Origin of the sequence: Methylobacterium organophilum, from assembly GCF_022179465.1 — a bacterium.
In the GTDB taxonomy this organism is placed as follows: domain Bacteria; phylum Pseudomonadota; class Alphaproteobacteria; order Rhizobiales; family Beijerinckiaceae; genus Methylobacterium; species Methylobacterium organophilum.
Map to the genome: position 1 here is coordinate 65,745 of NZ_BPQV01000003.1, position 23,230 is coordinate 88,974.

The window sequence follows — 23,230 nt, forward strand, 5'->3', positions numbered from 1 at the left end:
GCTCACGCGGCCTTCACGCGCCGCGTCAGGTAGCGGGCGACGATGAGGACGAAGAAGGTGATGACGAACAGGATGCAGCCGAGGGCCATCAGGGCGTTGAGCTGCAGGCCGTCCGCCTCGTTGAACTCGTTGGCGATGCGCGAGGCGATGGTGGAGCCCGGATCGAAGATCGAGGCGGAGAGCCGGTTCGCGTTGCCGATCACGAAGGTGACCGCCATGGTCTCGCCGAGGGCGCGGCCGAGGCCGAGCATGACGGCGCCGATGATCGAGACGGAGGCCTGCGGCACCAGCACGTGGCGCACCACCTCCCAGGTCGTGCAGCCGATGCCGAAGGCGCTCTCGCGCAGCACGGTCGGGATCTGGTCGAGCATGTCGCGGGTGATCGAGGCCACGAAGGGCACGATCATGATCGCGAGGATGATGCCCGCGGTGAGCACACCGACGCCGGAGGGCACCCGGGAATAGAGCAGCGTGCCGACGATCGGCAGGCCCTCGACGAGGTTCGAGACCGGCATCTGCACGTAATGGGCGAAGAGAGGCGCGAACACGAACAGGCCCCACATGCCGTAGATGATGCTCGGCACGGCGGCGAGCAGCTCGATCACCATGGCGACCGGCTTGCGCGCCCAGCCGGGGGCGAGCTGCGTCAGGTAGATGGCGATGGCCAGGGAGAGGGGCACGCCGATCACCAGGGCGATCAGGGCCGAGACCAGGGTGCCTATCACGGCGACCAGGGCGCCGAACTGCTCGGTGCCGACATTCCAGGCGCTGGAGGTGACGAAGCCGGGGCCGAACTCGCTGAAGGCCGGCCAGGCCCCCCAGACGATCGAGCCGATGATGCCGACCAGAACGAGGAGGACGAGGAGGGCCGCGCCGTAGGCGCAGGCGCGGAACAGGCTGTCGAGGCTCCGGCTCGGAACGGTCCGGGCCGCTCGCTCGCTGCGCGCCAGGGCGATCTCTTGGGTCAACGCGGTCATCCGCTCATGCTCTGTCGAAGGGGTGGCGTTTAGCGCGCCGAAGCCGCGGGCGCGAGCGGGTCCCGTCGTCTTCCCTCACCCCATCTGTGGGGAAAGGCGGAACTGGTCTCGAAGATCGTCGACGGCCGGGTGCTCGGCACGCCCGATCCTGAAAATGCCTTCCCCCGCCGGAGCGGGGGAAGGCCGAGGGGATTACATCCCGAAGACGGGCTTGCCGTCCTTGCCCTTGATGGTCTTCCACTCCTCGTGGATCTGGGCGACGACGTTGTCGGGCAGCGGCACGTAGTCGAGCTCGGTCGCGAGCTTGTCGCCGTTCTTGTAGGCCCAGTCGAAGAACTTGAGCACGTCGGCGGTCTTGGCCGCGTCGGCGGGCTCCTTGTAGACCAGGATGAAGGTCGCGGCGGTGATCGGCCACGCGCCTTCGCCAGCCTGGTTGGTCAGGGAGATGCCGAAGCCCGGGGCGGCCTTCCAGTCGGCGCTGGCGGCGGCGGCCTGGAACGCCTTGTCGTCGGGCTGCGGGAACTTGCCGGCCTTGTTCTCGAGGAGGGCGTAGCCGAGCTTGTTCTGCTTGGCATAGGCCGACTCGACGTAGCCGATGGCGTTCGGGACCTGCTTGACGGTGGCGGTGACGCCCTCGTTGCCCTTACCGCCCTGACCCACCGGCCAGCTGATCGTAGTGGCCGCGCCGTATTCCTTCTTCCAGCTCTCGGAGACGCCGGAGAGATAGGTCGTGAAGATGTTGGTCGTACCGGAGGCGTCGGAGCGGTAGACCGGGGTGATCGGCGAGTCGGGGAGCTTCACGCCCTCGTTCAGCTTGGCGATCTTCGGGTCGGACCACTTGGCGATCTTGCCGGCGTAGATGTCGGCGAGCAGCTCACCGTTGAGCTTCAGCTTGCCCGGCTCCAGGCCGGCGATGTTCACCACCGGGACCACGCCGCCCATCACGGTCGGGAACTGGACGAGGCCGTCCTTCTCGAGCTGCGCGCCCTTCAGCGGGGCGTCGGTGGCGCCGAAATCGACCGTCTTGGCCTGGATCTGCTTGATGCCGCCGCCGGAACCGATCGACTGGTAGTTCAGGCCCGTGCCGGTCTCCTTGCGGTAGGCCTCGGCCCACTTGGAATAGACCGGGAAGGGGAAGGTCGCGCCGGCGCCGGTGATATCGGCGGCCAGGGCGGGGAAGGCGAGCTGAGCGGTCGCGAGACCGAGGGCCAGCGCGTAAGCGAAGGGTTTCACGTGCATCTCCGTGTCGTGTCGGGCACCGGGGGCGCGGGACGCCGGCCCGCTGCTGAGGCGGACCCTGCGCGTACCTCACGGCCTGCGCTGCGGTAATCACCCGACGCACCGCGCATATGACGATGACATGACAAGGACGTGACAACGCCCTGCCCGAGATCACGGAGCCGGGGAAGGAACCCTGCCAGGATGCCCGTGCGTTGAGGACATGCCGGTTGTCGTTGTGGAATGCGGGAGGCCGAGGTGGCGGATTCACCGCCCTCACCGTCGTCGGAGCGGCCGAGTCGCGCCGCGAACGCCCAGGAGGCGGTCTATCTCGCCCTGCATGGCGAGCGGGCCGAGCTGGAGCGCGCCCTCACCCTCGCCCGTCAGCGGCAGCAATTCGGGTCGAACCCGGCGGAGATCGAGGCGGCACGGATGGAGGAGGCGAGCCTCCTCAAGGATCTCGACCGCATCCTCACCATGATCCGCGCCGCGGAGATCAAGCGCCGGCCCGGCGGCCGCCGCTGGCAGTAGCCCGCTCGCCCTATTCGCCCCGCCGGCGGTCGCGCTCCTTGTGGCGCAGGCGCAGGAGAAGATCGACCTGCGTGTCGGTGATCGGCTGACGGTCGCAGCTCTCCGCGTAGACCGCGCGGAGCGTCGTGCCGAGATGCATCCGCGTATCGGTGCTCAACCGGGGCGGCACGTTTCCGCCGATCCCGAGAATGCCGGCCCAATCCCGTGACATCGCCTTGCCCATGCTCCGACCCTGGCAATCGTCGTCGATGCGTCCGGGACCAGCCTCGCGCGGCTTGGTTAACATTTCCTTATTGTTAAGGTTACCCGAACGTCACCGCCACCGGGGCGGATCAGGCCTCGGCGCTCATCAAAAGCCGGGCGGCGGCGGCGCGGGCCTCGTCGGTCACGATGGCGCCGGCCAGCATGCGGGCGATCTCCTCCCGGCGCGCCTCGGTGGTGAGGCTGCTCACCCGGGTCGCGACGCGGCCGCCCTTCACGGGATCCTTGGCGATCAGGAAATGGCGCTCGGCCCGGGCGGCCACCTGAGGCGCGTGGGTGACGGCCACGACCTGCACCCGCTCCGAGAGCCGGGCGAGGCGCGCGCCGATGGCATCGGCCACCGCGCCGCCGACGCCGGTATCGATCTCGTCGAAGATCAGGGTCGGGGCCGAGCCGCGGTCGGCGAGCACCACCTTCAGGGCCAGCATGAAGCGGGAGAGCTCGCCGCCGGAGGCGACCTTCATCATCGGGCCGGGCCGCGTGCCGGGATTGGTCTGGGCGAAGAACTCGACCCGCTCCGTGCCGGCGGGGTCGCGGGAGGCCTCGTCCGTGGCGATCTCGGTGATGAAGCGGGCACGCTCCAGCTTCAGCGGCGGCAATTCCTTCTGCACCGCCGCGTCCAGGGCCTTGGCCGCCCGCCGCCGCCCGTCGGCGAGCTTCTTCGCCGCCGCCGCATAGGCGGCCTCCGCCGCGTCGAGGGCGGTCTGGAGCCCGCCCAGGGCCTCCTCGCCGGCATCCATCGCCGCCACGTCCGCCTCGTAGCGGGCACGCAGGGCGGCGAGGTCGTCGGCGGGCACGTCGTATTTCCGCGAGGCCGCGCGCAGGGCGAACAGGCGCTCCTCGGCCCGCTCCAGCTCGCGGGGATCGAATTCCGCGGCGAGCACCGCCGCGTCGAGCACGCTGCGGGCCTCGTCGAGGGCGACGAGGGCAGCGTCGAGGGCGGCGACGCAAGGATCGACGAGGCCGGGCAGCTGCGCGCTGCGGCGCTCCAGCCGGCGCACCGCCGAGGAGAGATGCGGCACCATCGAGTTCGGGCCGCCGACCGCGTCGAGGGCGTCGTTCAGCTCGCGGGCGACCTTCTCGCTCTGCTGCATCACCGTGCGGCGCTCGGCCAGCGTCGCCTCCTCCCCGGCCTGGGGATCGAGGGCGGCGAGCTCCTCGACGGCGTGGCGCAGGAAATCCGCCTCCCGGCGCGCGCCCTCGACCCGGGCGCGCTGCTCGGCAAGAGCGGTGCGGGCGCCCCGCACCCGGCGGGACGCCTCCGCCACCTCGGCCAGGGGCTTGGCCAGGCCGCCGAAGGCGTCGAGGATCGTGCGATGGCTCGCCGGATCGGCCAGGGCCCGGTCGTCGTGCTGGCCGTGGATCTCCACGAGGGCGGCGCCGATCGCCTTCAGCGTCTGCACGCCGGCGGGCTGGTCGTTGACGAAGGCGCGGGTGCGGCCGTCGGCGAACTGGACCCGGCGCAGAATCAGGTCGCCCTCGGTGTCGAGGCCGCCCTCCGCCGCGATCGCCCGGGCGGGATGGTCGAGCCCGACATCGAACACGGCAGTGACGCTGCCCTGCGCCTCGCCGTGGCGCACGAGCTTGCCGTCGCCGCGGCCGCCGAGCGCCAGGGCGAAGGCGTCGAGCAGGATCGACTTGCCCGCGCCGGTCTCGCCGGTGAGGACGCTCAGGCCGTCGGCGAAGTTCAGCTCGAGCTTGTCGATCAGAACGATGTCGCGGATCGCGAGCTGGACGAGCATGCCGCGTGCGGAAGGAAGCCTGTGGAAGGAGGCCCGTGTTTAGGGCCAAGCGGGGTCGGGGCCAAGCGGGTCGGAGCGGAGCACGACGGGGCCCTCTCCAAAAGAAAGGGCGGCGCCATTGGCACCGCCCCGACCGTCCGCGCCGTCCGGGCCGTCAGTTGGCCTCGGCCGTGCGCCCGATGACGCCGCGATAGACCTTGCTGAGCCAGGAGGACTTTTCCTCGCGGGGCTCCAGGCCGCCGTTCTGGAGAAGGGCGAAGGCGTCCTTGTACCAGGGGCTGTCCGGGAAGTTGTGGCCGAGCACGGCCGCCGCGGTCTGCGCTTCGCCGGTGAGGCCCAGCGCCATATAGGCCTCGGTCAGGCGCTCCAGCGCTTCCTCGGCGTGGCGGGTGGTCTGATACTGGCTGACCACGTTGCGGAAGCGGTTGATCGCCGCCGGGAAGTTGCGCTTCTCGAGGTAGAAGCGACCGACCTCCATCTCCTTGCCGGCGAGCTGGTCGCGGGTGATCTGGATCTTGGCCTTGGCGTCGGCGGCGTATTCCGAGGTCGGGTAGCGCTGCACCAGCTCCTGGAGCGCCTGGAGCGCCCGCTCGGACCGCTCCTGGTCGCGGGTCACGTCCGGGATCTGCTTATACTGCGACATCGCCATCAGGTACTGGGCGTAGGCCGCGTCCTTGCTGGCCGGATGACGCTGCAGATAGCGCTTCGAGGCGCTGATCGCGTCGTCGTACTTCTGGCCCTCGTAGTTCGAATAGGCCGTCATCAGCAGCGCTTTGCGCGACCAGTCCGAATAGGCGTACTGCTTGTCGAGCTGCTCGAAGGACTTGGTGGCCGCCTCGTAGTCCCGGTCCTCCATCTTGGCCAAGCCCTCGCTGTAGAGCTTGTCCGCGGGGGTGTCGGCGATCACCTTCGGCTCGTACTTCTCGGCGAAGAGGCCGGTCGGATCGAAGCCGTCGCAGCCACCGAGGCCGAGGGTCAGGAGCGCGACCGCCAGGGCGCCGCGGGTCGAGAAGTTCAGAGGCATCCCGGTCTCATCCTCAACAGGCGCGGCCGACCATCGTCCGGCCCGCATTCCCACGCCAACACCGCGTCGTCAGGGGCATCCGATGCCACGCCCCGGCCCCGGGGGCCAGGGGGACGCGCCCTCTTAACGCGAGGTTACCGTGGAAGCAGATTCGGGCGCGAAAGCGGCGGCAAGGGGGCCGTCGCTTTCCGCGAAAGGCTGTGGCTTGCGGGTTACAGCTCGGCGGCGAAGGCGGCGAGGCCCAGGCCGGCGCCGATCTCGGCCAGCGCGGTCTCGCGGCGGCTGCCCTGGCCCTCGACCAGGCAGTAATTCGCCCGGTCGGCGAAGAGGGCGGTGAGCACGCCGACATTCATGCGGTGGCCGCCGCAATAGGAGCGATAGGCCCCCTGGATCGGCAGGCCGGCCAGGGCGAGGTCGCCGACCGCGTCGAGCAGCTTGTGGCGGACGAACTCGTCGGCGAAGCGGAGGCCTTCCGGGTTGACCACGGCGGTGTCGCCGACGGCCACGGTGTTCTCGAGGGAGGCGCCGAGGGCGAAGCCCGCCTTCCAGTAGCGCTCCACGTCCCGCATCATGCCGAAGGTGCGGGCCGGGGCGATCTCGCGGCGATAGGCGGCGGGGGTGAGGTCCAGCGCCTTGCGGCTGCGGCCGATCACCGGGCTCTCGAAATCGATCTCCACGTCGAGGCGGAAGCCCCGGTCGATCGGGCGCAGCTCGGCGAAGCCGCGGCCGGCCTCGATGCGGACCGGGCGCAGCACCTTGATCCAGCGGCGGGCGGCGCCGCAATGGACGATGCCGACGGCGTCGATGGCCTGGACGAAGGGACGGGCGCTGCCGTCGAGGATCGGCATCTCCGGCCCGTCGATCTCGACGAGGACGTTGTCGATCCCGAGCCCGTAGAGGGCCGACATCAGATGCTCGATGGTGGCCACGGCACCGGTCTCGTTGTCACCGATGACGGTGCAGAGCTCGGTGGCGGAGACGCAGGCGTGATGGGCCTTGATGAACCGGTCGTTGCCGGTGGGCGTCCCCGTGCGGAGGAAGGCTATTCCGTGATTGGCTTGCGCTGGATGGAGGGTGATCTCGACCGGGTTTCCGGAGTGGACGCCGATCCCGCTGAGGGTCGCCGGCGATTTTATCGTTGTTTGTTGGTTCGTCCGCATTCCCTTAGCCCTCGGCCAGGATCCAGCGCCCGCACCCGTTTTCGGGCACGTCACATCGGGATCCGTCCGCTGCTTGAAGCCTCTGCGGGCGCTTCGCGGCCGTGCATGCCGCTGCGCCTTTGTCGTTCCGAGGCTTGGTATAGACGGGGTGAACTGCACCGCCAAATCACGGATTCTTACGTTCTGTTACAGCCACGGTTTCGACACAGTTAAGAAAAAACCGTGACTTCCCAAGCAATTAACGAATGGTTAACAGCGCCTTTCCGGCCGCGGGCGCTGTGGCATAAATGCCGCTACACCCCCGGCCGGCGGCGCCGGACGCACGCGCGAAGGCGCGCCGCGGAACCCGCAGCGCGCCTTCGCCGATCGGTGCGGGGCGGCCCGCCGGGACAAGTCCCGAAGGGCCGGCTCCGGCTCAGTTCGCCTGGCGGCGCAGGAAGGCCGGGATCTCCAGGTGGTCGTCCTCCATCATCCGCGGCGCCGGGGCGACGCGGCCCTGGGCGTCGAGGTTGCCCTGGGCCGGGCGGTACTGGGGCGCCTGGACGCTCGGGGCGGCGCGGGGCGCCGGCGGCGCGACCGGATGGGCGGCCTGCGGGGCGGCCGGGGCGCGCATCGGCGGCAGCGGCGCCGCCTCGACCTCCTCGCGGCGGCCGCCAAAGCCGACCGTGGCGAGGCGGCGCAGCAGCGTCATGCGCTTGGAATCCTGGGCCTGCTCGGCCGGCTCCTCGCCCCGGCTCACCCGGATCTGCGCCTGGGTGTGGGGCGGCAGCTCCGAGATCTGCGGCATGCGCGGCGGACGGGCGAGCTGCGGACGCGGCGGCACGTAGGGGCCGGCGGCGGCCGGAGCGGCCTCGGGCGCCGGGGCCGGGGCGACGGGCTGGGGCTCGTAGGGCATCGAGGCGCGGGGCGCGGCCTGGGTCAGCAGCACGTCGTCGCGCATCACCGGAGCCGGAGCCTCGGCGCGGACCGGCTCGGGGGCGGCCTCGGGCAGGACCGAGCGCGGGGCGACCGGGGCGGCCTGCGGCTCGGGCTGGCGGGCGACCGGGGCCGGCTGCGAAGTCGAGGCGCGGGCACGGGCCTCGGCACGCAGGCGCTCGGCCACCTCGGCGATGCGCTGCTCGGTCTCGACCACGGCCGGGTTGTTCGGCGAATGGGCCGAGATCAGCGCCGGCTCGATGCCCGTGGCGACCACCGACACGCGGATGATGCCGTCGAGGCTCTCGTCGAAGGTGGCGCCGAGGATGATGTTGGCGTCGGAATCGACCTCCTCGCGGATGCGGGTGGCGGCCTCGTCGAGCTCGTAGAGGGTGAGGTCGGCGCCGCCCGTGATCGAGATCAGCAGGCCGCGGGCGCCCTTCATCGAGACGTCGTCGAGGAGCGGGTTGGCGATGGCGGCTTCCGCGGCGCGGTTGGCGCGCTTCTCGCCGGAGGCCTCGCCGGTGCCCATCATCGCCTTGCCCATGCCGCGCATGATCGCGCGGACATCGGCGAAGTCGAGGTTGATGAGCCCCTCCTTCACCATCAGGTCGGTGATGCAGGCGACGCCCGAATAGAGCACCTGGTCGGCCATGGCGAAGGCGTCGGCGAAGGTGGTCTTCTCGTTGGCGACCCGGAACAGGTTCTGGTTCGGGATCACGATCAGCGTGTCGACGGCAGCCTGGAGCTCCTGGATGCCGGCCTCGGCCGTGCGCATGCGGCGCACGCCCTCGAACTGGAAGGGCTTGGTCACCACGCCCACGGTCAGGATGCCCATGTCGCGGGCGGCCCGGGCGATGACCGGGGCGGCGCCGGTGCCGGTGCCGCCGCCCATGCCGGCGGTGATGAAGCACATATGCGCGCCCGAGAGCTGATCGCGGATCTCGTCGATCACCTCCTCGGCCGCGGCCGAGCCGACTTCCGGATGCGAGCCGGCGCCGAGGCCCTGGGTGACGTTGAGACCCATCTGGATGACCCGCTCGGCCTTGGAGGAGGTGAGCGCCTGGGCATCGGTGTTCGCCACGACGAATTCGCAGCCGAGCAGGCCGGATTCGATCATGTTGTTGACCGCGTTGCCTCCGGCGCCGCCGACGCCGAAGACGGTGATGCGGGGCTTGAGTTCCCGGATGTCCGGCGCCTGCAGGGAGATGGCCATGGTGTCGAGCCTTTCGTGACCTTGTTTCGACCGGCGCCCCTCGGCGGCGCCTAACTCTTTGTTTTTATACGAGAACTCTAGAAGCTTTCGCGGATCCAGCGTCCGACCCGCGAGAAGTACCCGTCGGTTCCGGTGCCGGCGAAGGCGCTGTGCCCCCGCGGCTCGAAATGCTCCGCATGCGCGACCTGCGGGTAGATCAGCAGGCCGACGGCGGCCGAGAAGGCCGGCCCCTTGGCCGCCTCCGGCAGGCCGCGGATGCCGAGCGGCCGGCCGATGCGGACCTGGCCCTGGAGCACCCGGCGGGCGACCTCCGGCAGGCCGACCAGCTGGCTCGCGCCCCCCGTCAGCACCACCCGGCGCCCGGCCTGGCCGGCGAAGCCGGCATTGCGCAGGCGGTCCCGCACCAGTTCGATCACCTCCTCGACCCGCGGCTTGATGATCCGCACGAGGTGCGAGCGCGGCACGTGGGTCGGGGCGTCGCTCTCGTCCTCGCCGACGCCGTGGACCGCGATCATGTCGCGCTCGTCGGACGCCGTGGCGATGGCCGAGCCGTAGAGGGTCTTCAGCCGCTCGGCCGCGGAGACGCGGGTCGAGAGGCCCCGGGCGATGTCCATGGTGACGTGATGGCCGCCGACCGCGATCGCGTCCGTGTGGACGAGATGGCCGCCGGAGAAGACGCCGACGCTGGTGGTGCCGCCGCCCATGTCGACCACGGCGACGCCGAGCTCGGCCTCGTCGTCGACGAGCGCCGAGAGGCCGGCGGCGTAGGGGGTGGCGATCACGGCGTCGACGCCGAGATGGCAATGCTCGACGGCGAGCATCAGGTTGCGGGCGGCGGCGGCCTCGGCGGTGACGACGTGCAGGTCGACGCCCAGGGCGTCGCCGATCATGCCCGAGGGGTCGATGACCGCGCCCTGACCGTCCAGGGCGTAGCCGGTGGGCAGGGCGTGCAGAACGGCCCGGCCGGGGCTGACGCCGTGGGCGCTCGCGGTCTCGAGGACCCGCTCCACGTCGGAGCCGGTCACCGTGCCGGAGCGGACGGCGACGCGGGCCTCGAAATGCTGCGAGCCGAGCCGGCCCCCGGACATGTTGACGATGACCGACTGGACCTCGGCCTTGGCCATGCGCTCGGCGGCATGCACCGCCTGGCGGATGGCGCCCTCGGCGGCCTCCAGGTCGACGATGGCGCCGCCCTTGAGGCCCAGCGAGCGCTGGTGGCCGATGCCGATGATGCGGGCGAGATGGGTGCGCCCACGCAGGGTCGAGAGCTGCTCGGCCGGCTGCAGCTCGGCGATCAGGCACACGATCTTGCTCGTGCCGATGTCGAGGACCGACAGCGTCGCGCTCCGACGGGCGGAGAGGGGTTTCAGACGCGGCGTGAGGCCGGAATGGGACAACATCGGACGCTACCGGGCGAGGAACGCGGGAACCGGGGAGAGGGCGTGGCGGGCGTCGCGGCTCATGTCGCGGTGCCCTTCTTGGTCTTCTTCTGGCTCTCCGCCCGGGCGGCGGCGGCCTCCTCGGTCAAGCGGACGACGACGCGGTCCGGCATGCGCAGGTCCACCGCGATGATGTCCTTCTCGAGCAGGCGGTTCTTGCGCTCGAGATCGGCGAGGCGGCCGAGCGCCCCGACGGGATCGTCCTCCGGCAGGCGGATGTCGACGCCGTCGAGCTTCAGGGTCCAGCGCCGGCCGGACACGTAGGTGCCGGCCTTCACGCGCTCGCCCAGGGGACCCGCCGCCTCGATCAGCGACAGGTATTCCTTGAGGTGGACATTGGCGTTCTCGCCCACGACGAGCGGCAGGCTCGCGTAGCGGTCGTCGCGCATCTCGTCGATCACGGTGCCGTCGGCGGCGATCACCTGGATCTCGCCGTTGCGCTGCCACAGGGCGGCGGGCTCCCGCTCGACCTGGGTGATGACGATCTCGTTGGGATAGACCTTGCGCACGGAGGCGCTGGCGATCAGCGGCTCGGCGAGGAGGCGCTGGCGGGCGGCCTCGACGTCGAGGAGGGGCACGGAGGTGCGCCAGTCGATGCCGGCGGCGTGCAGCACCTCGCGCTCGTACATCCGCGAGATGCCGGAAATGGTCACCTTCTCGACGCCGAAGCCGGCGATCCGGGCCAGGACGTCGAGGGGCCGGCCGTTCTCGGCGACGAAGGCGTCGTAGCGCCCGCTCGCGACGAATCCCGACAGGGCGACGACGGCGAGGGTGCCGGCCAGCAGGGGCGTGCCGAGATGGCGCGGCACGCGCGCCTCGATCGGCACGGCGGGGCGCAGGCGACGCGCCGCGGTGAACCGGCGCAGGACGCGCGGGAGCCGCAGGCGGGTGAGACGCGCGCGCCCGGACGCAGCCGGGGCGTTCAGCGACTCAGAGAAGCGTCCTCCACCATCCATCGGACGAGCTCACCGAAACTCAGGCCAGCGTGGGCAGCAATTTCCGGCACAAGGCTCGTCTGGGTCATGCCGGGTTGCGTGTTGACCTCCAGAACGACGAGGGCGCCCGTGCCTCCGGGCGTGTCGTCGTAACGAAGGTCGGCACGGCTGACCCCGCGGCAGCCCAGTGCTTGATGCGCCGTTAACGACAACTCTTGGACACGCTGGTAAACATTTGGTTTAAGATCGGCGGGCAGGACGTGGATCGACCCCCCTTCGGCGTACTTCGCGTCGAAGTCGTACCACTCCCCCGAGGCGGGCTTGATCTCGATCACCCCGAGGGCCCGGTCGCCCAGCACCGCGCAGGTCAGCTCGCGGCCGGCAACATAAGTTTCCACAAGGACTTCCTCCCCGTAGACCCATTCGTCCGAGCTCAGGATCTGGGGCGGATGCGAGCGCTCCTCGCGCACGATGATCACGCCCATGGAGGACCCCTCCGCGATCGGCTTGACCACGTAGGGAGGAGTTAACGGGTGTGACTTCGCCGCATCATGACGGTTAACGACGCGGCCCTCCGGCACGGCGACGCCGGCCGCTTTCATGACCGTTTTGGCACGCTCCTTGTGCATGGCCAGGGCCGAGGCGAGCACGCCGGAATGGGTGTAGGGGATCTTCAGGATCTCCAGGAGGCCCTGGATGGTGCCGTCCTCGCCCGCCGGGCCGTGCAGCGCGTTGAGGGCGACGTCGGGCTTCAGGGCGGTCAGCACGGTGGCGATGTCCGGCCCCACATCGACGGGGGTGACGCGGTAGCCCTCCCCTTCCAGGGCGCGGGCGCAGGCGGTGCCGGAACGGAGCGAGATCTCGCGCTCCGAGGACCAGCCGCCCATCAGGACGGCGACATGCTTGGACATGGAGGTTTCTCCGCAGGCGCTTCGTTCGTCTCGGGGCGGATCGTCAGGCGGCCGCCGCCACGCCGATCCGCTTGATCTCCCAGTGCAGCTCGACGCCGGAGGTCTCCCGCACCCGGCGGCGGACCTCCTCGCCCAGGGCCTCGATCTCGGCCGCGGTGGCGCCGCCGCGATTGATCAGGAAGTTGCAGTGCATCTCCGAGACCTGCGCCCCGCCCACGGCGAGGCCGCGGCACCCGGCGGCGTCGATGAGCTGCCAGGCCTTGCCGCCCTCGGGATTCTTGAAGGTGGAGCCGCCGGTGCGCTCGCGGATCGGCTGAGCGGCCTCCCGGGCGGCGGTGACCCGCTCCATCTCGGCCTCGATCTCGGCCCGGTCGCCCGGCCTGCCGCGGAACAGGGCGCTCGTGAAGATCACGTCCTCGGGCGCCGCGGAATGGCGGTAGGTGAAGCCCATCTCGGCATGGCTGAAGTGGCGGAGCTCGCCCCTGCGGTCGATGCCGCGGGCCTCGATCAGCACGTCGGTGGTCTCGCCGCCATGGGCGCCGGCATTCATGCGCAGGGCCCCGCCGATGGAGCCGGGGATGCCCCGGTAGAAGGCGAGCCCGTCGAGGGCGGCCTCCGCCGCGGCCTTGGCGAGCCGCATGTCCGGCACGGCCGTGCCCGCCCGCATGGTGTCGCCGTCGACCGCGACTGAACCGAAGGCCTTGCCGCCGAGCCGGATGGTGACGCCGGGGATGCCGCCGTCGCGCACGATCAGGTTCGAGCCGAGCCCGATCACCGTGACCGGCACGGCCGGGTCGAGGGCGGCGAGGAGCGCGGCCAAGTCCTCCTCGTCGGCCGGCGAGAACAGCACCTGCGCCGGCCCGCCGACCCGGAACCAGGTCAGCTCCGACAAGGGCTGATCGGCCAAAAGCCGCCCGCGGAGATGGGGCGCGGCGGCGCGGATCGATTCGTAGAGAGGATTGGTCATGACGTGATCTCCCCTCTCCCCGCTTGCGGGGAGAGGGCTTCGGCGACCTTGTCGTCGCCGAAGCGAGGCGGCAGCCGAGGGTGAGGGGGCGGCTCCGGCAAAGGCTCTTCCGGAGCCGCCCCCTCACCTTCGCCCTTCGGGCTTGTCGCGCCGACGACGGGGTCGTCGCGACCCTCTCCCCGCTTGCGGGGAGAGGGGGGAAGCGCGGCAAGGATGGTGTCTAGGACACCGACGACGTTGTTGGCGATCTCCGCGTTCCAGAAGCGCAGGACACGGTAGCCCTGCGCCGCTAGCCACGCATCCCGGAGGCGGTCGTGTTCGCTCTCGGCATGCTGGCTGCCATCGACCTCGACAATCAGCTTGGCGTCGCGACAGCAGAAGTCTGCCACGTAGCGTCCGATCGTTTCCTGACGCACGAACTTGAACCCAGCAAGGCGCCGGTCGCGCAGACGGTACCAGAGCCGGCGCTCGGCCTCGGTCTGCGCCGAGCGGAGATACCGCCGAAACCGGGTGCGTTCCGGCTCGCCCGCACGCATCCCCTCACCCCTTCAGCGCCGCCAATTCCCCCGGCAGCGCGTAGGCCCATTGGGTGATCGTGCCGGCGCCGAGGCAGACGACGTAGTCGCCCGGCCGGGCATGGGCGGCGACGAGGCCGGCGAGGTCTTCCGGCTTCTCCAGGGCGATGGCGTCCCGGTGGCCGCGGGACTTCAGGCCCGAGACGAGGCCGTCGCGGTCGATGCCGGGGATCGGCGCCTCGCCCGCCGCGTAGACGGGGGCGACGATGACCGTGTCAGCGTCGTTGAAGCAGGTGCAGAAATCGTCGAACAGCGAGTGCAGGCGCGAGTAGCGGTGCGGCTGCACCACGGCGATCACCTGGCCCTCGGTGGAGGCGCGGGCGGCGCGCAGCACGGCGGCGATCTCGACGGGGTGATGGCCGTAATCGTCGAAGATCACCGCGCCGTTCCACTCGCCGGTGCGGGTGAAGCGGCGCTTCACGCCGCCGAAGCCGGCCAGCGCCTTGCGGATCGCGTCCGGCGAGACGCCGAGCTCGTGGGCGACGGCGAGCGCCGCGGTGGCGTTGAGCGCGTTGTGCTTGCCGGGCATCGGCAGCACCAGATCCTCCATCTCCAGGCGGAAGCCCGGGCGGCGGTCGCGGATCATCACCCGGAAGCGGCTCTGACCGCCGCGCAGGTCCACGTCGAGCAGGCGCACGTCGGCCTGGGGGTTCTCGCCGTAGGTGATGATGCGCCGGTCCTCGATGCGGCCGACGAGGTCCTGCACCGCCGGGTGGTCGATGCACATCACCGCGAAGCCGTAGAACGGGATGTTGTCGATGAAGCGCCGGAAGGCGTCCTTGATCGCGTCGAACGAGCCGAAATGGTCGAGATGCTCGGGGTCGATGTTGGTGACGATGGCGACGTCCGCCGGCAGCTTCAGGAAGGTGCCGTCGGATTCGTCGGCCTCCACCACCATCCAGTCGCCGTCGCCCATGCGGGCATTGGTGCCGAAGGCGTTGATGATGCCGCCGTTGATCACGGTCGGGTCGAGGCCGCCCGCCAGGAGCAGCGTCGCGACCAGCGAGGTCGTCGTGGTCTTGCCGTGGGTGCCGGCCACCGCGACGCAGGATTTGAAGCGCATCAGCTCAGCGAGCATCTCGGCGCGGCGCACCACCGGCAGCCGGCGCTCGCGGGCGGCTTCGAGTTCCGGGTTGTCGCGGCGGATCGCGGTCGAGACCACCACCAGGGCGGCCTCCTCGACGTTCGGCGCGGCATGCCCGACGAAGGTGCGGATGCCCTTCTCGGCGAGGCGGCGGACATTGGCGTTGTCCGAGGCGTCGGAGCCCTGAACCGTGTAGCCGAGATTGTGCATCACCTCGGCGATGCCGGACATGCCGATGCCGCCGATGCCGATGAAGTGGATGGGGCCGAGCTTGTCGGGCAGCTTCATTGCTTTGTCTCGGGCGATGGTCGCGGGCGGCCTCGGGGCCGGCCCGGCGTCACGGAGTCAGGTGGCGGCCGCCGTCTCGACGACGACCGTGGCGAGACGCTCGGCGGCGTCGAGGATGCCGGCGGTTTTGGCCGCAGCGGCCGCCGCGGTCAATTTCTGCGGGTTCCCGAACAGGTCGACCAGCTCCGCGGTCAGGCGTCTCGGGGTGAAGGCGCTCTGCGGGATGGCGAGCGCCGCGCCGATGGCCGAAAGCGTCTCCGCGTTGGCGGCCTGGTCCTGGTCGAGGGCGCCGGGCAGCGGCACCAGCAGGGAGGGCCGGCCGATGGCGGCGAGCTCCGAGACCGTGGAGGCGCCGGAGCGGGCGACCACGAGATGGCTCTTCGCCATGCGCCCGGGCAGGTCGCGGAAGAAGGGCGCGGCCTCGATGCCGGCGAGACCGAGGGCGAGATAGCGGTTCTGCACCGCGGTCAGATCCTCGGGGCGGGCCTGCTGCACGAGGTGGAGCCGGCTGCGCAGTTCCGCGGGCAGCGCCTCGATCGCGGGGGGCACCACGTCGCTCATCACCCGGGCGCCCTGGCTGCCGCCGAAGACGAGGAGATGCAGCGGGCCGCCGGCCGCGAGCGCCGGATAGGGCGCGTCGGCCACCGCGAGCACCGCGGGGCGGATCGGATTGCCGGTATGGACCCGGCGCGCCGTGGCCCGGGGCGGGATGCCCCGCACCTCGCGGAAGCCGGTGGCGATGGTGCGGGCCCCGCGGGCGAGGAAGGCATTGGCCCGCCCCATCACCGCGTTCTGCTCGTGCAGGAGGGTCGGCACCTTGAGGAGCTGGGCGGCGAGCAGGGGCGGCACGGTCGGGTAGCCGCCGAAGCCGACCACCGCGGCCGGGTTCAGCCGCTTCACGGCCCGGGCCGCCTGGCCGAAGCCGCGGCCCAGGCTGAGCATGGCCCCGGCCCGGCGCAGGGGCGAGCGGCCCGAGGGCGTCGCCGAGGTGATGGTGACGATCTCCTCCGCCGGGAAGTCGCCGGCGATGGAATCGACGCGGGCGTCGGTGGCGAGCGCCACCCGGATGCCGCGGGCGCGCAGGGCGTGGGCGAGGCTCTCGGCGGGGAACAGGTGACCGCCGGTGCCGCCCGCGCAGACCAGGACGAGGGGGGTGAAGACCGTCACTGCATCAGCCCCGGCACGGCGGAGGGCACGGTGCCCGGCGGGCGCTGGCTGAGCGTCGTGGTGCGCGGCCGCTTGCGGGTGAGCGCCACGAGGAAGCCCATGCCGAGCGCCAGCGAGATCAGCGAGGAGCCGCCATAGGAGACGAAGGGCAGGGTCATGCCCTTGGCGGGCATCAGCTGCGTGTTCACCGCCATGTTGATACAGGCCTGCAGGCCGAAGAGGGTGGTCAGACCGGTGATGGCGAGCCTCGTGAAGGTGTCGTCGGTGCGCCGCGCGAGCTTGAGCCCGCGCATGACGATGTAGGCGAAGAGGGCGACGAGGCCCAGGCAGACCAGCACGCCGAATTCCTCGCCGGTCACGGAGAAGATGAAGTCGGTATGCGCGTCGGGCAGGTGGCGCTTGGCGATGCCCTCCCCCGGGCCGGTGCCGAGCCAGCCGCCGGAATTGAAGGATTCCCGCGACCAGAATTCCTGGAAGCTGTCGCCGGAATCCTTGTCGAGGAAGCGGGTGATGCGCTCGCGGACGTGGTGCAGGAAGGTGTAGGCGGCAAACACCCCGAGGAGACCGCCGGCGCCCAGGCCCGCGACCCAAAACCAGTGCAGCCCGGCCACGAAGAACAGGGTGCACCAGACGATGGTGATGAGCATCGTCTGCCCGAAATCCGGCTGCAGGATCAGGGGCACGATGGTGACGGGCAGGAGGGCGAGGGCCAGCAGGCCGCCCGGCATGTCCCGGCGCTGCGCCCCCTCCGAGAAGGCCCAGGCCGCCACCACCACGAAGGCCGGCTTCACGAATTCCGAGGGCTGCAGGCCGAAGGAGCCGAACTGGATCCAGCGATGGGCGCCCTTGATCTCCGGGCCGAACTTGCCGGCCAGGATGCAGAGCACGACGCCGCTCATCCAGGTGACGAGGGCGAAGCGGCGGATGTGGCGCACCGACAGGAAGGAGACGGCGATGATGAGCAGTATCGTCGGGACGAGATACATCGCCTGACGGTTGAGGAAGTAGAAGGTCGGCAGGCCGATCCGCTCCGCCACCGGCGGGCCGCCGCCCATCAGGAAGACGAGGCCGGCCACCATCAGGCAACCGAGCGCCGCCAGCAGGCCGCGATCGATCGTCCACCACCAGTCGGTCAGGGGGGTGCGTTCCGCGCGCGACATCATGGGGTGAACCGACCTCCGGACAGGCCGCGGAGGCGGGACGGACCGCGGCCGGCCGGGATTCTCGGAGCGATTGGTTAACACCGCCTTAGGGTTAGCGGCTTCTTGCCGGAAAGGTCGTTTCCGCGGGCATTCGGAAAAGCCGTATCCAGAATGCACCGTTTAAGCCATTCATTAACGTGTGTCGTCAGAAATATAACACGCCAAAGTTGCGCAATCGCGCTGTGGCGATCGAGACGACGCCGATCGAAAACGGGCAGATCCGGTTACCGGATCGACGTCATCTCCCGGACGGAGCCCTGAGAGACGATGTTCGCACGGAACAGCACTTCCGAAATCCAGGCCAAGCTCGCCGCGCTCGACCGCGTACAGGCCGTGATCGAATTCGACCTCTCGGGCACGATCCTCGAGGCGAACGAGAACTTCCTCAACGCGGTCGGATACACGCTGCCCGAGATCAAGGGCCGGCATCATAGCCTGTTCGTCGAGCCCGCCACCCGCGAATCCTTCGAGTATCGCAATTTCTGGGATCGGCTGCGCGCGGGAGAGTTCCAGGCGGCGCAGTACAAGCGCGTCGGCAAGGGCGGTCGCGAGATCTGGATCGAGGCCTCCTACAACCCGATGCTCGACAAGGCGGGCAAGCCCTACAAGATCGTCAAGTTCGCCACGGACGTGACCCGGCAGGCGGAGCTCCTCACCCAGCTGCGGGCGATGATCGACCGGAACTTCGGCGAGATCGACCAGGCGGTCGGCCGCTCCCGGCAGGAATCCGGCTCCGCCCTCGATGCCGCCCGGCTCACCGCGGGCAGCGTGCAGACCATGGCCGCCGCCTCGGAAGAGCTCGCCGCCTCGGTGGCCGAGGTCTCGCAGAGCATGGCGATGTCGCAGGCGGCCACCGACAGCGCCTTCGAGCGCGTTCGCGACGCCGGAGAGCGCACGAAGCGCCTCGCCGACGCGGCCAGCGCCATGACCGGCATCGTCGGGCTCATCCAGAACATCGCGGCGCAGATCAACCTGCTCGCCCTCAACGCCACGATCGAGGCGGCCCGCGCGGGGGAGGCCGGCCGGGGCTTCGCCGTGGTGGCGCAGGAGGTGAAGAACCTCGCCAGCCAGGCGGCGCGGGCGACGGGCCAGATCAACACCGAGATCGGCGGCGTCCAGGCGATCTCCACCGAGGTGGTCGCGGCCCTCGCCTCGATCAGCGGATCGGTCGACACGATGCGCAGCCACGTCGTCGCCACCGCCACGGCGGTGGAGGAGCAGAGCGCGGTGACCCGCGACATGTCGGTGAACATGCAGGAGGCCGCCCGGGCGGTCGGCGCCATCTCCGACAACATCACCGCCATCTCCGCCGCCATCGCCCAGGTCTCCGGCGCGGTGGAGACGACCCGGGAGGCGGCGCAGGTGCTGGCGCGGTAGGAAACCGGCCCGACCGGGCCGCATCGGCTTGACAGGTCCCGCGGCCTGCCGGACGATCGGCCCGTCGAAAATGGCTGGCTTGGTCTGGGTAGGCCCAAGCCCTTCCCCTTCGGAAGCTCTGTTCCGGCCCCGGCCGCGAACCCCCGACAGTCCCGGCGCCTCCGGCGCCATCGGGTCTGTCCGGGCTGCCATCGACGCGATGCTCCCTCGGTCGGACCGACGAAGGAGCTAACCTTGTCCGTTTCAGGATCGATTCTCGTTTTTCTCGCCAACGGCGTCCAGGGAAGCGCCGTGGTCCGGGCTGCCCGCGACCGGGGCCATCCCGTGCGCGCCCTGGTGCGCGACCCCCGCGCCGCCGTGGCCCTGCCCGCCTCCGATCTCGTCCAGGGCGATCTCGACGATCCCGCCAGCCTCGCGGCGGCGATGAACGGCGTCGCCCATCTCGTGCTGCAGGTGCCGACCGGGGCGCAGGCGACGATGGAGCGGCAGGTCGGGAACGTCCTGCGGGCCGCCGAACGGAGCCACATCCGCTCGATCGTCCTCAAGCTCGCCAGCGCGAGCCGCAGCGCGCCCTGCGACGAGCCGAGCTTCGTCGCCAATGCCGCCCTCGAGCGGCGCCTGCACGATTCCGGCATCCCCTTCGCCCGGGTGCGGCCCACGCTCTATCTCGACAACCTGCTCAAGCCCTCCGCCCGGGCCGAGATCGTCGCGAAGGGCCTCTTCGCGCCGCCGATCGCGGCCGGGCAGCGGATCGCCTGGACCTGTGCCGACGATTGCGCGCGGGCCAGCATCCTGCTGATCGAGCAGGGGCGCTACGGCGGGGACCATCGGATCGCCGGCCCGGAGAGCGTCACCGGGGACGAACTCGCGGCGCGTCTCTCGGCGGGGTGGGGCCGGACCATCGCCTATCGGGCACAGCCGATCCCGGATTTCGAGCGGGAGATCGATGCGGCGATGGGCGCCGGGATGGGCCGCCGCGTCGCGTCGAAGTTCCGCTACCTCGCCGATCATCCGGAGGACGCGGACAGGATCCTGGCCGCGCCGCATCGACCCTCGCCCGACCTCCCCGGCTTCGCGCCCACCGCGATCCAGGACTGGGCCCGCCGTCACGCCGGTCGGTTCGGCTGATCCGCGCCGGCGCTCAGGCGGAGGGCAGCGGGCGACGCCGCAGCCGCGGGCGCCAGATGCCGAGGGCGACGTTCGCGGCGGCGATGGCGAGCAGCACCCAGAGGGTGTTGCGCTCGGGGCCGAGGGTCAGGCCGAGGGTGGCGGGGTCGATCCGGCCCGCCAGCGCCAGGGCGCTGCGCTCGGCCTCGTGCTGCATCGGCCCGAGCACGCCGACGAAGCCGCTCTCGAAGACCAGGATGCCGGTGGCGGCCTTCAGCCAGGCCCAGCCGGCATTGTGGTAGGCGCGGGTGATCGCGATTCCCAAAAGCCCGGCGATCAGGGTGAGCCCGAGGGAGGGGAAGAAGATCCAGGTGGCCACCGCGCCCATGGCGCCGCGCATCGCCGCATATTCGGAGAGCGCGCTCGGGGCGGGCGCGCGGGCGAGCATCACCAGCAGGCAGGCCATCGCCCCCGTCAGCCCGATCGCCCCCATCGTGTGGAGGAATTTCAGCAGGCGTCGCACGGTGTCTCGACTGCCCTTCGGCCGATATGCCGGAACTCTACTGTGCTTCCGGCAGGGGCGATAGCAGTCGTTCGGCCGCGGGAACGGGTCTCGACTTAGTCCGGCCGCGCCTTCACCAGTTCCCGGAAGCGGTCGCCGCGGATCTCGAAGTTGCGGAACTGGTCGTAGGAGGCGCAGGCCGGGGAGAGCAGCACCACCGGTTCGGCCGCGGGCGAAGCGGCCGCCGCCTCGGCCGCCTTGGCGGTCGCCACCTCGAGGGTGTCGCAGCGGGTATAGGGCACCCGGCCCTCCAGGGTCTGCGCGAAGGCGTCGCTCGAGGCGCCGATCAGGTAGGCATGGGCGACCCGGTCGAAGAGCGGGGCCAGGGGCGCGATCCCGCCCTCCTTGGCCTTGCCGCCGACGATCCAGTGCACGTCGCGGAAGGCGAGCAGCGCCTTCTCGGTGGAATCGGCGTTGGTCGCCTTGGAATCGTTGACGAACAGCACCTTCCCGCGCCGGCCGACCTGCTCCATGCGATGGGCGAGGCCGGGGAAGCTTGTCAGGGCGGCGGCCAGGATCTCGCCCTCGATGCCGAGCGCCTGCGCCACGGCCACCGCCATGGCGGCGTTCTGCCAATTATGGGCGCCGCGCAGGGAGCCGATGCCGTTCACGTCCGCCAGGACGCGGCCGTCCCGGTCGAAGACCCGGCCGTCGCGGGCGATCAGGTCGCCCTCGGCGCTGCCATGGCCCTCGACATGCACCCGCAGGCGCGGCGCGCCCCGGCGTCCGGCGATGGCCGCGCAATAGGCGTCGTCCACGCCCACCACGGCGAGGTCGGCGCGGGCCACCACCCGCTCCTTGATCGCGGCGTAGTTCTCCATCGTGCCGTGCCGGTCGAGATGGTCCGGCGTCAGGTTGAGCAGGATGCCGACGCTCGGGGCGAGGGAGGGCGTCAGGTCGATCTGGAAGGTCGACAGCTCGATCACGTGGACGCGGGATTCGGCGGGCGGCTCCAGGGAGAGGATGGCGGTGCCGATATTGCCGCCCATCTGCACGTCGCGGCCGGCTTCGCGGAGGATATGCGCGATCAGGGCCGTGGTGGTGGACTTCCCGTTGGTTCCGGTAATGGCGACGAAGGGCGCCTTCGAAGCCGCGGCCGCCCGCTCGCGGCAGAAGATCTCGATGTCGCCGATGATCGGGATGCCCGCCGCCGTGGCGAGCCCCACGGTCCAGTGCGGCTCCGGGTGGGTCAGCGGCACGCCGGGGGCGAGCACCAGCGCGGCGAAACCCGACCAGTCCGCCTCGCGCAGGTCGGAGACGGTGACGCCCTCCCCCCGCGCCCGGGCCTGGCTCTCCGGGCTGTCGTCCCAGGCGAGCACGTCGGCGCCCCCCGCCAGCAGCGCGCGGACGGTGGCGAGCCCGGAACCGCCGAGGCCGAACAGGGCGACCTTTCGTCCGGCGAAGGTGGTGGCTGGGGTCATGGGCGGTTCGCTCGGCGAGATGAGGTCAGCGCAGCTTCAGGGTGGCGAGGCCGGCCAGCGCCAGGATCACGGCGATGATCCAGAACCGGATCACCACCTGCGGCTCCTTCCAGCCCTTCTGCTCGAAGTGGTGGTGGATCGGCGCCATCCGGAAGACGCGCTTGCCCGTGAGCTTGAAGGAGGCGACCTGGATGATCACCGACATGATCTCCAGCACGAACAGGCCGCCCACCACGGCGAGCACGATCTCGTGCTTGGCGGCAACCGCGATGGTGCCGAGCAGGCCGCCCAGCGCCAGGGAGCCGGTATCGCCCATGAAGATCTGGGCCGGGGGCGCGTTGAACCAGAGGAAGCCGAGCCCTGCCCCGATCACCGCGCCGCAGACCACGGCGAGCTCGCCCGTGTCGCGGACGTAGTTCACCTGCAGGTAGCCCGCGGTGAAGGAGTTGCCGACGAGATAGGCGATCACCCCGAAGGTGCCGCAGGCGATCATCACCGGCACGATGGCGAGTCCGTCGAGGCCGTCGGTGATGTTCACGGCGTTGCCCGCGCCCACGATCACGAAGGCGGCGAAGGGCACCCAGAACCAACTGAGATTGAGCAGGGCGTCCTTGAAGACCGGGAAGGCGAGCTGGTTCTGCAGGGCGGCGGGCGAGTAGACCGAGATCAGCAGGCAGGCCGCGCCGGCGATGGCGAATTCGAGGGCCAGCCGGAAGCGGCCGGAGAAGCCCTTGTGGGACTGCTTCGTCACCTTGAGGTAGTCGTCGTAGAAGCCGATCGCGCCGAAACCGAGGGTCACGGCCAGCGTCACCCAGACATAGTGGTTGCGCGGGTTGGCCCAGAGCAGCACCGAGACCACGGCGCCGGCCAGGATCATCAGGCCGCCCATGGTCGGCGTGCCGCGCTTGGTCAGGTGGGTGGCCGGGCCGTCCTCGCGGATCGGCTGGCCCTTGCCCTGGCGCAGGCGCAGCAGGGAGATGATCCAGGGGCCGAACCAGAACACGAACAGGCCCGCCGTGAACAGCGCGCCGCCCGTGCGGAAGGTGATGTAGCGGAAGACGTTGAGGGGCGTGAGCGTGCCGCTCAGGTCCGACAGGAGATAGAGCATCGGTGTTGGCCGGGCCGTCTTCGCGTTCGGGAGGGAAGCCGGC

At 70.7% G+C, this 23,230-nt stretch carries 21 protein-coding genes; 3 read left to right on the forward strand and 18 right to left on the reverse strand.

Features of this window, described 5'->3' with window-relative positions:
• Window positions 1-2: 2 nt before the first annotated feature.
• Entirely contained in the window at window positions 3-977 is a 975-nt protein-coding gene (gene pstC / locus MFF21_RS05830; protein WP_238310279.1) for a phosphate ABC transporter permease subunit PstC, read from the reverse strand.
• A 192-nt stretch (window positions 978-1,169) separates the two neighbouring features.
• Window positions 1,170-2,210 carry a phosphate ABC transporter substrate-binding protein PstS gene (gene pstS / locus MFF21_RS05835; RefSeq protein WP_238310280.1) on the reverse strand — a complete coding sequence of 347 codons (1,041 nt, stop codon included), beginning with the start codon at window positions 2,208-2,210 and terminating at the stop codon, window positions 1,170-1,172.
• A gap of 228 nt (window positions 2,211-2,438) precedes the next feature.
• Between pstS and MFF21_RS05840 the strand changes: the two genes are divergently transcribed.
• Window positions 2,439-2,726: a hypothetical protein gene (locus tag MFF21_RS05840; protein ID WP_373324935.1), complete on the forward strand. Its 288-nt coding sequence runs from the start codon at window positions 2,439-2,441 to the stop codon at window positions 2,724-2,726.
• Between the two features lie 10 nt (window positions 2,727-2,736).
• On the opposite strand, the gene MFF21_RS05845 is transcribed toward MFF21_RS05840, so the two are convergent.
• The 13 genes from MFF21_RS05845 to MFF21_RS05905 form a co-directional block, all read right to left on the reverse strand.
• Entirely contained in the window at window positions 2,737-2,883 is a 147-nt protein-coding gene (locus tag MFF21_RS05845) for a hypothetical protein (protein WP_373324936.1), read from the reverse strand.
• Window positions 2,884-3,058: 175 nt separating this feature from the next.
• Entirely contained in the window at window positions 3,059-4,729 is a 1,671-nt protein-coding gene (gene recN / locus MFF21_RS05850) for a DNA repair protein RecN (protein WP_238310283.1), read from the reverse strand.
• Between the two features lie 154 nt (window positions 4,730-4,883).
• On the reverse strand, window positions 4,884-5,753 hold the full coding sequence (locus tag MFF21_RS05855; RefSeq protein WP_238310284.1) for an outer membrane protein assembly factor BamD: 870 nt from the start codon (window positions 5,751-5,753) through the stop codon (window positions 4,884-4,886).
• Window positions 5,754-5,965: 212 nt separating this feature from the next.
• Complete coding sequence (gene lpxC / locus MFF21_RS05860) at window positions 5,966-6,913, reverse strand: UDP-3-O-acyl-N-acetylglucosamine deacetylase (RefSeq protein ID WP_238310285.1); 948 nt, start codon at window positions 6,911-6,913, stop codon at window positions 5,966-5,968.
• 415 nt (window positions 6,914-7,328) lie between these two features.
• A complete protein-coding gene (gene ftsZ, locus MFF21_RS05865) occupies window positions 7,329-9,044 on the reverse strand; it encodes a cell division protein FtsZ (protein WP_238310286.1) in 1,716 nt (571 codons plus the stop codon).
• A 77-nt stretch (window positions 9,045-9,121) separates the two neighbouring features.
• Window positions 9,122-10,444 carry a cell division protein FtsA gene (gene ftsA / locus MFF21_RS05870; protein WP_238310287.1) on the reverse strand — a complete coding sequence of 441 codons (1,323 nt, stop codon included), beginning with the start codon at window positions 10,442-10,444 and terminating at the stop codon, window positions 9,122-9,124.
• 59 nt (window positions 10,445-10,503) lie between these two features.
• Window positions 10,504-11,439: a cell division protein FtsQ/DivIB gene (locus MFF21_RS05875; RefSeq protein ID WP_238310288.1), complete on the reverse strand. Its 936-nt coding sequence runs from the start codon at window positions 11,437-11,439 to the stop codon at window positions 10,504-10,506.
• Window positions 11,406-12,329, reverse strand: coding sequence for a D-alanine--D-alanine ligase (locus tag MFF21_RS05880; RefSeq protein ID WP_238310289.1), 924 nt, complete (start codon window positions 12,327-12,329; stop codon window positions 11,406-11,408). The genes MFF21_RS05875 and MFF21_RS05880 overlap by 34 nt, the downstream gene beginning before the upstream one ends.
• Before the next feature lie 43 nt (window positions 12,330-12,372).
• Window positions 12,373-13,296, reverse strand: coding sequence for a UDP-N-acetylmuramate dehydrogenase (gene murB, locus MFF21_RS05885; RefSeq protein ID WP_238310290.1), 924 nt, complete (start codon window positions 13,294-13,296; stop codon window positions 12,373-12,375).
• A complete protein-coding gene (locus MFF21_RS24045; RefSeq protein ID WP_308445653.1) occupies window positions 13,293-13,832 on the reverse strand; it encodes an endonuclease domain-containing protein in 540 nt (179 codons plus the stop codon). Before MFF21_RS24045 ends, murB begins: the two co-directional genes overlap by 4 nt.
• A gap of 4 nt (window positions 13,833-13,836) precedes the next feature.
• On the reverse strand, window positions 13,837-15,243 hold the full coding sequence (gene murC / locus MFF21_RS05895) for a UDP-N-acetylmuramate--L-alanine ligase (RefSeq protein WP_238310291.1): 1,407 nt from the start codon (window positions 15,241-15,243) through the stop codon (window positions 13,837-13,839).
• A 57-nt stretch (window positions 15,244-15,300) separates the two neighbouring features.
• A complete protein-coding gene (gene murG, locus MFF21_RS05900; protein WP_238310292.1) occupies window positions 15,301-16,410 on the reverse strand; it encodes an undecaprenyldiphospho-muramoylpentapeptide beta-N-acetylglucosaminyltransferase in 1,110 nt (369 codons plus the stop codon).
• Entirely contained in the window at window positions 16,407-17,573 is a 1,167-nt protein-coding gene (locus MFF21_RS05905; RefSeq protein ID WP_238310293.1) for an FtsW/RodA/SpoVE family cell cycle protein, read from the reverse strand. The genes murG and MFF21_RS05905 overlap by 4 nt, the downstream gene beginning before the upstream one ends.
• 306 nt (window positions 17,574-17,879) lie before the next feature.
• Here MFF21_RS05905 and MFF21_RS05910 point away from each other — a divergent pair, with 306 nt between their 5' ends.
• Window positions 17,880-18,989 (forward strand): methyl-accepting chemotaxis protein, encoded by a 1,110-nt coding sequence (locus MFF21_RS05910; RefSeq protein ID WP_238310294.1) that lies wholly within the window; start codon window positions 17,880-17,882, stop codon window positions 18,987-18,989.
• Between the two features lie 234 nt (window positions 18,990-19,223).
• Window positions 19,224-20,117: an SDR family oxidoreductase gene (locus MFF21_RS05915; protein WP_238310295.1), complete on the forward strand. Its 894-nt coding sequence runs from the start codon at window positions 19,224-19,226 to the stop codon at window positions 20,115-20,117.
• Between the two features lie 13 nt (window positions 20,118-20,130).
• On the opposite strand, the gene MFF21_RS05920 is transcribed toward MFF21_RS05915, so the two are convergent.
• The 3 genes from MFF21_RS05920 to mraY form a co-directional block, all read right to left on the reverse strand.
• Entirely contained in the window at window positions 20,131-20,619 is a 489-nt protein-coding gene (locus MFF21_RS05920) for a hypothetical protein (protein ID WP_238310296.1), read from the reverse strand.
• Between the two features lie 95 nt (window positions 20,620-20,714).
• Entirely contained in the window at window positions 20,715-22,079 is a 1,365-nt protein-coding gene (gene murD, locus MFF21_RS05925) for a UDP-N-acetylmuramoyl-L-alanine--D-glutamate ligase (protein WP_238310297.1), read from the reverse strand.
• A 25-nt stretch (window positions 22,080-22,104) separates the two neighbouring features.
• Window positions 22,105-23,187, reverse strand: coding sequence for a phospho-N-acetylmuramoyl-pentapeptide-transferase (mraY, locus tag MFF21_RS05930; RefSeq protein ID WP_238310298.1), 1,083 nt, complete (start codon window positions 23,185-23,187; stop codon window positions 22,105-22,107).
• Between the last annotated feature and the right edge of the window lie 43 nt (window positions 23,188-23,230).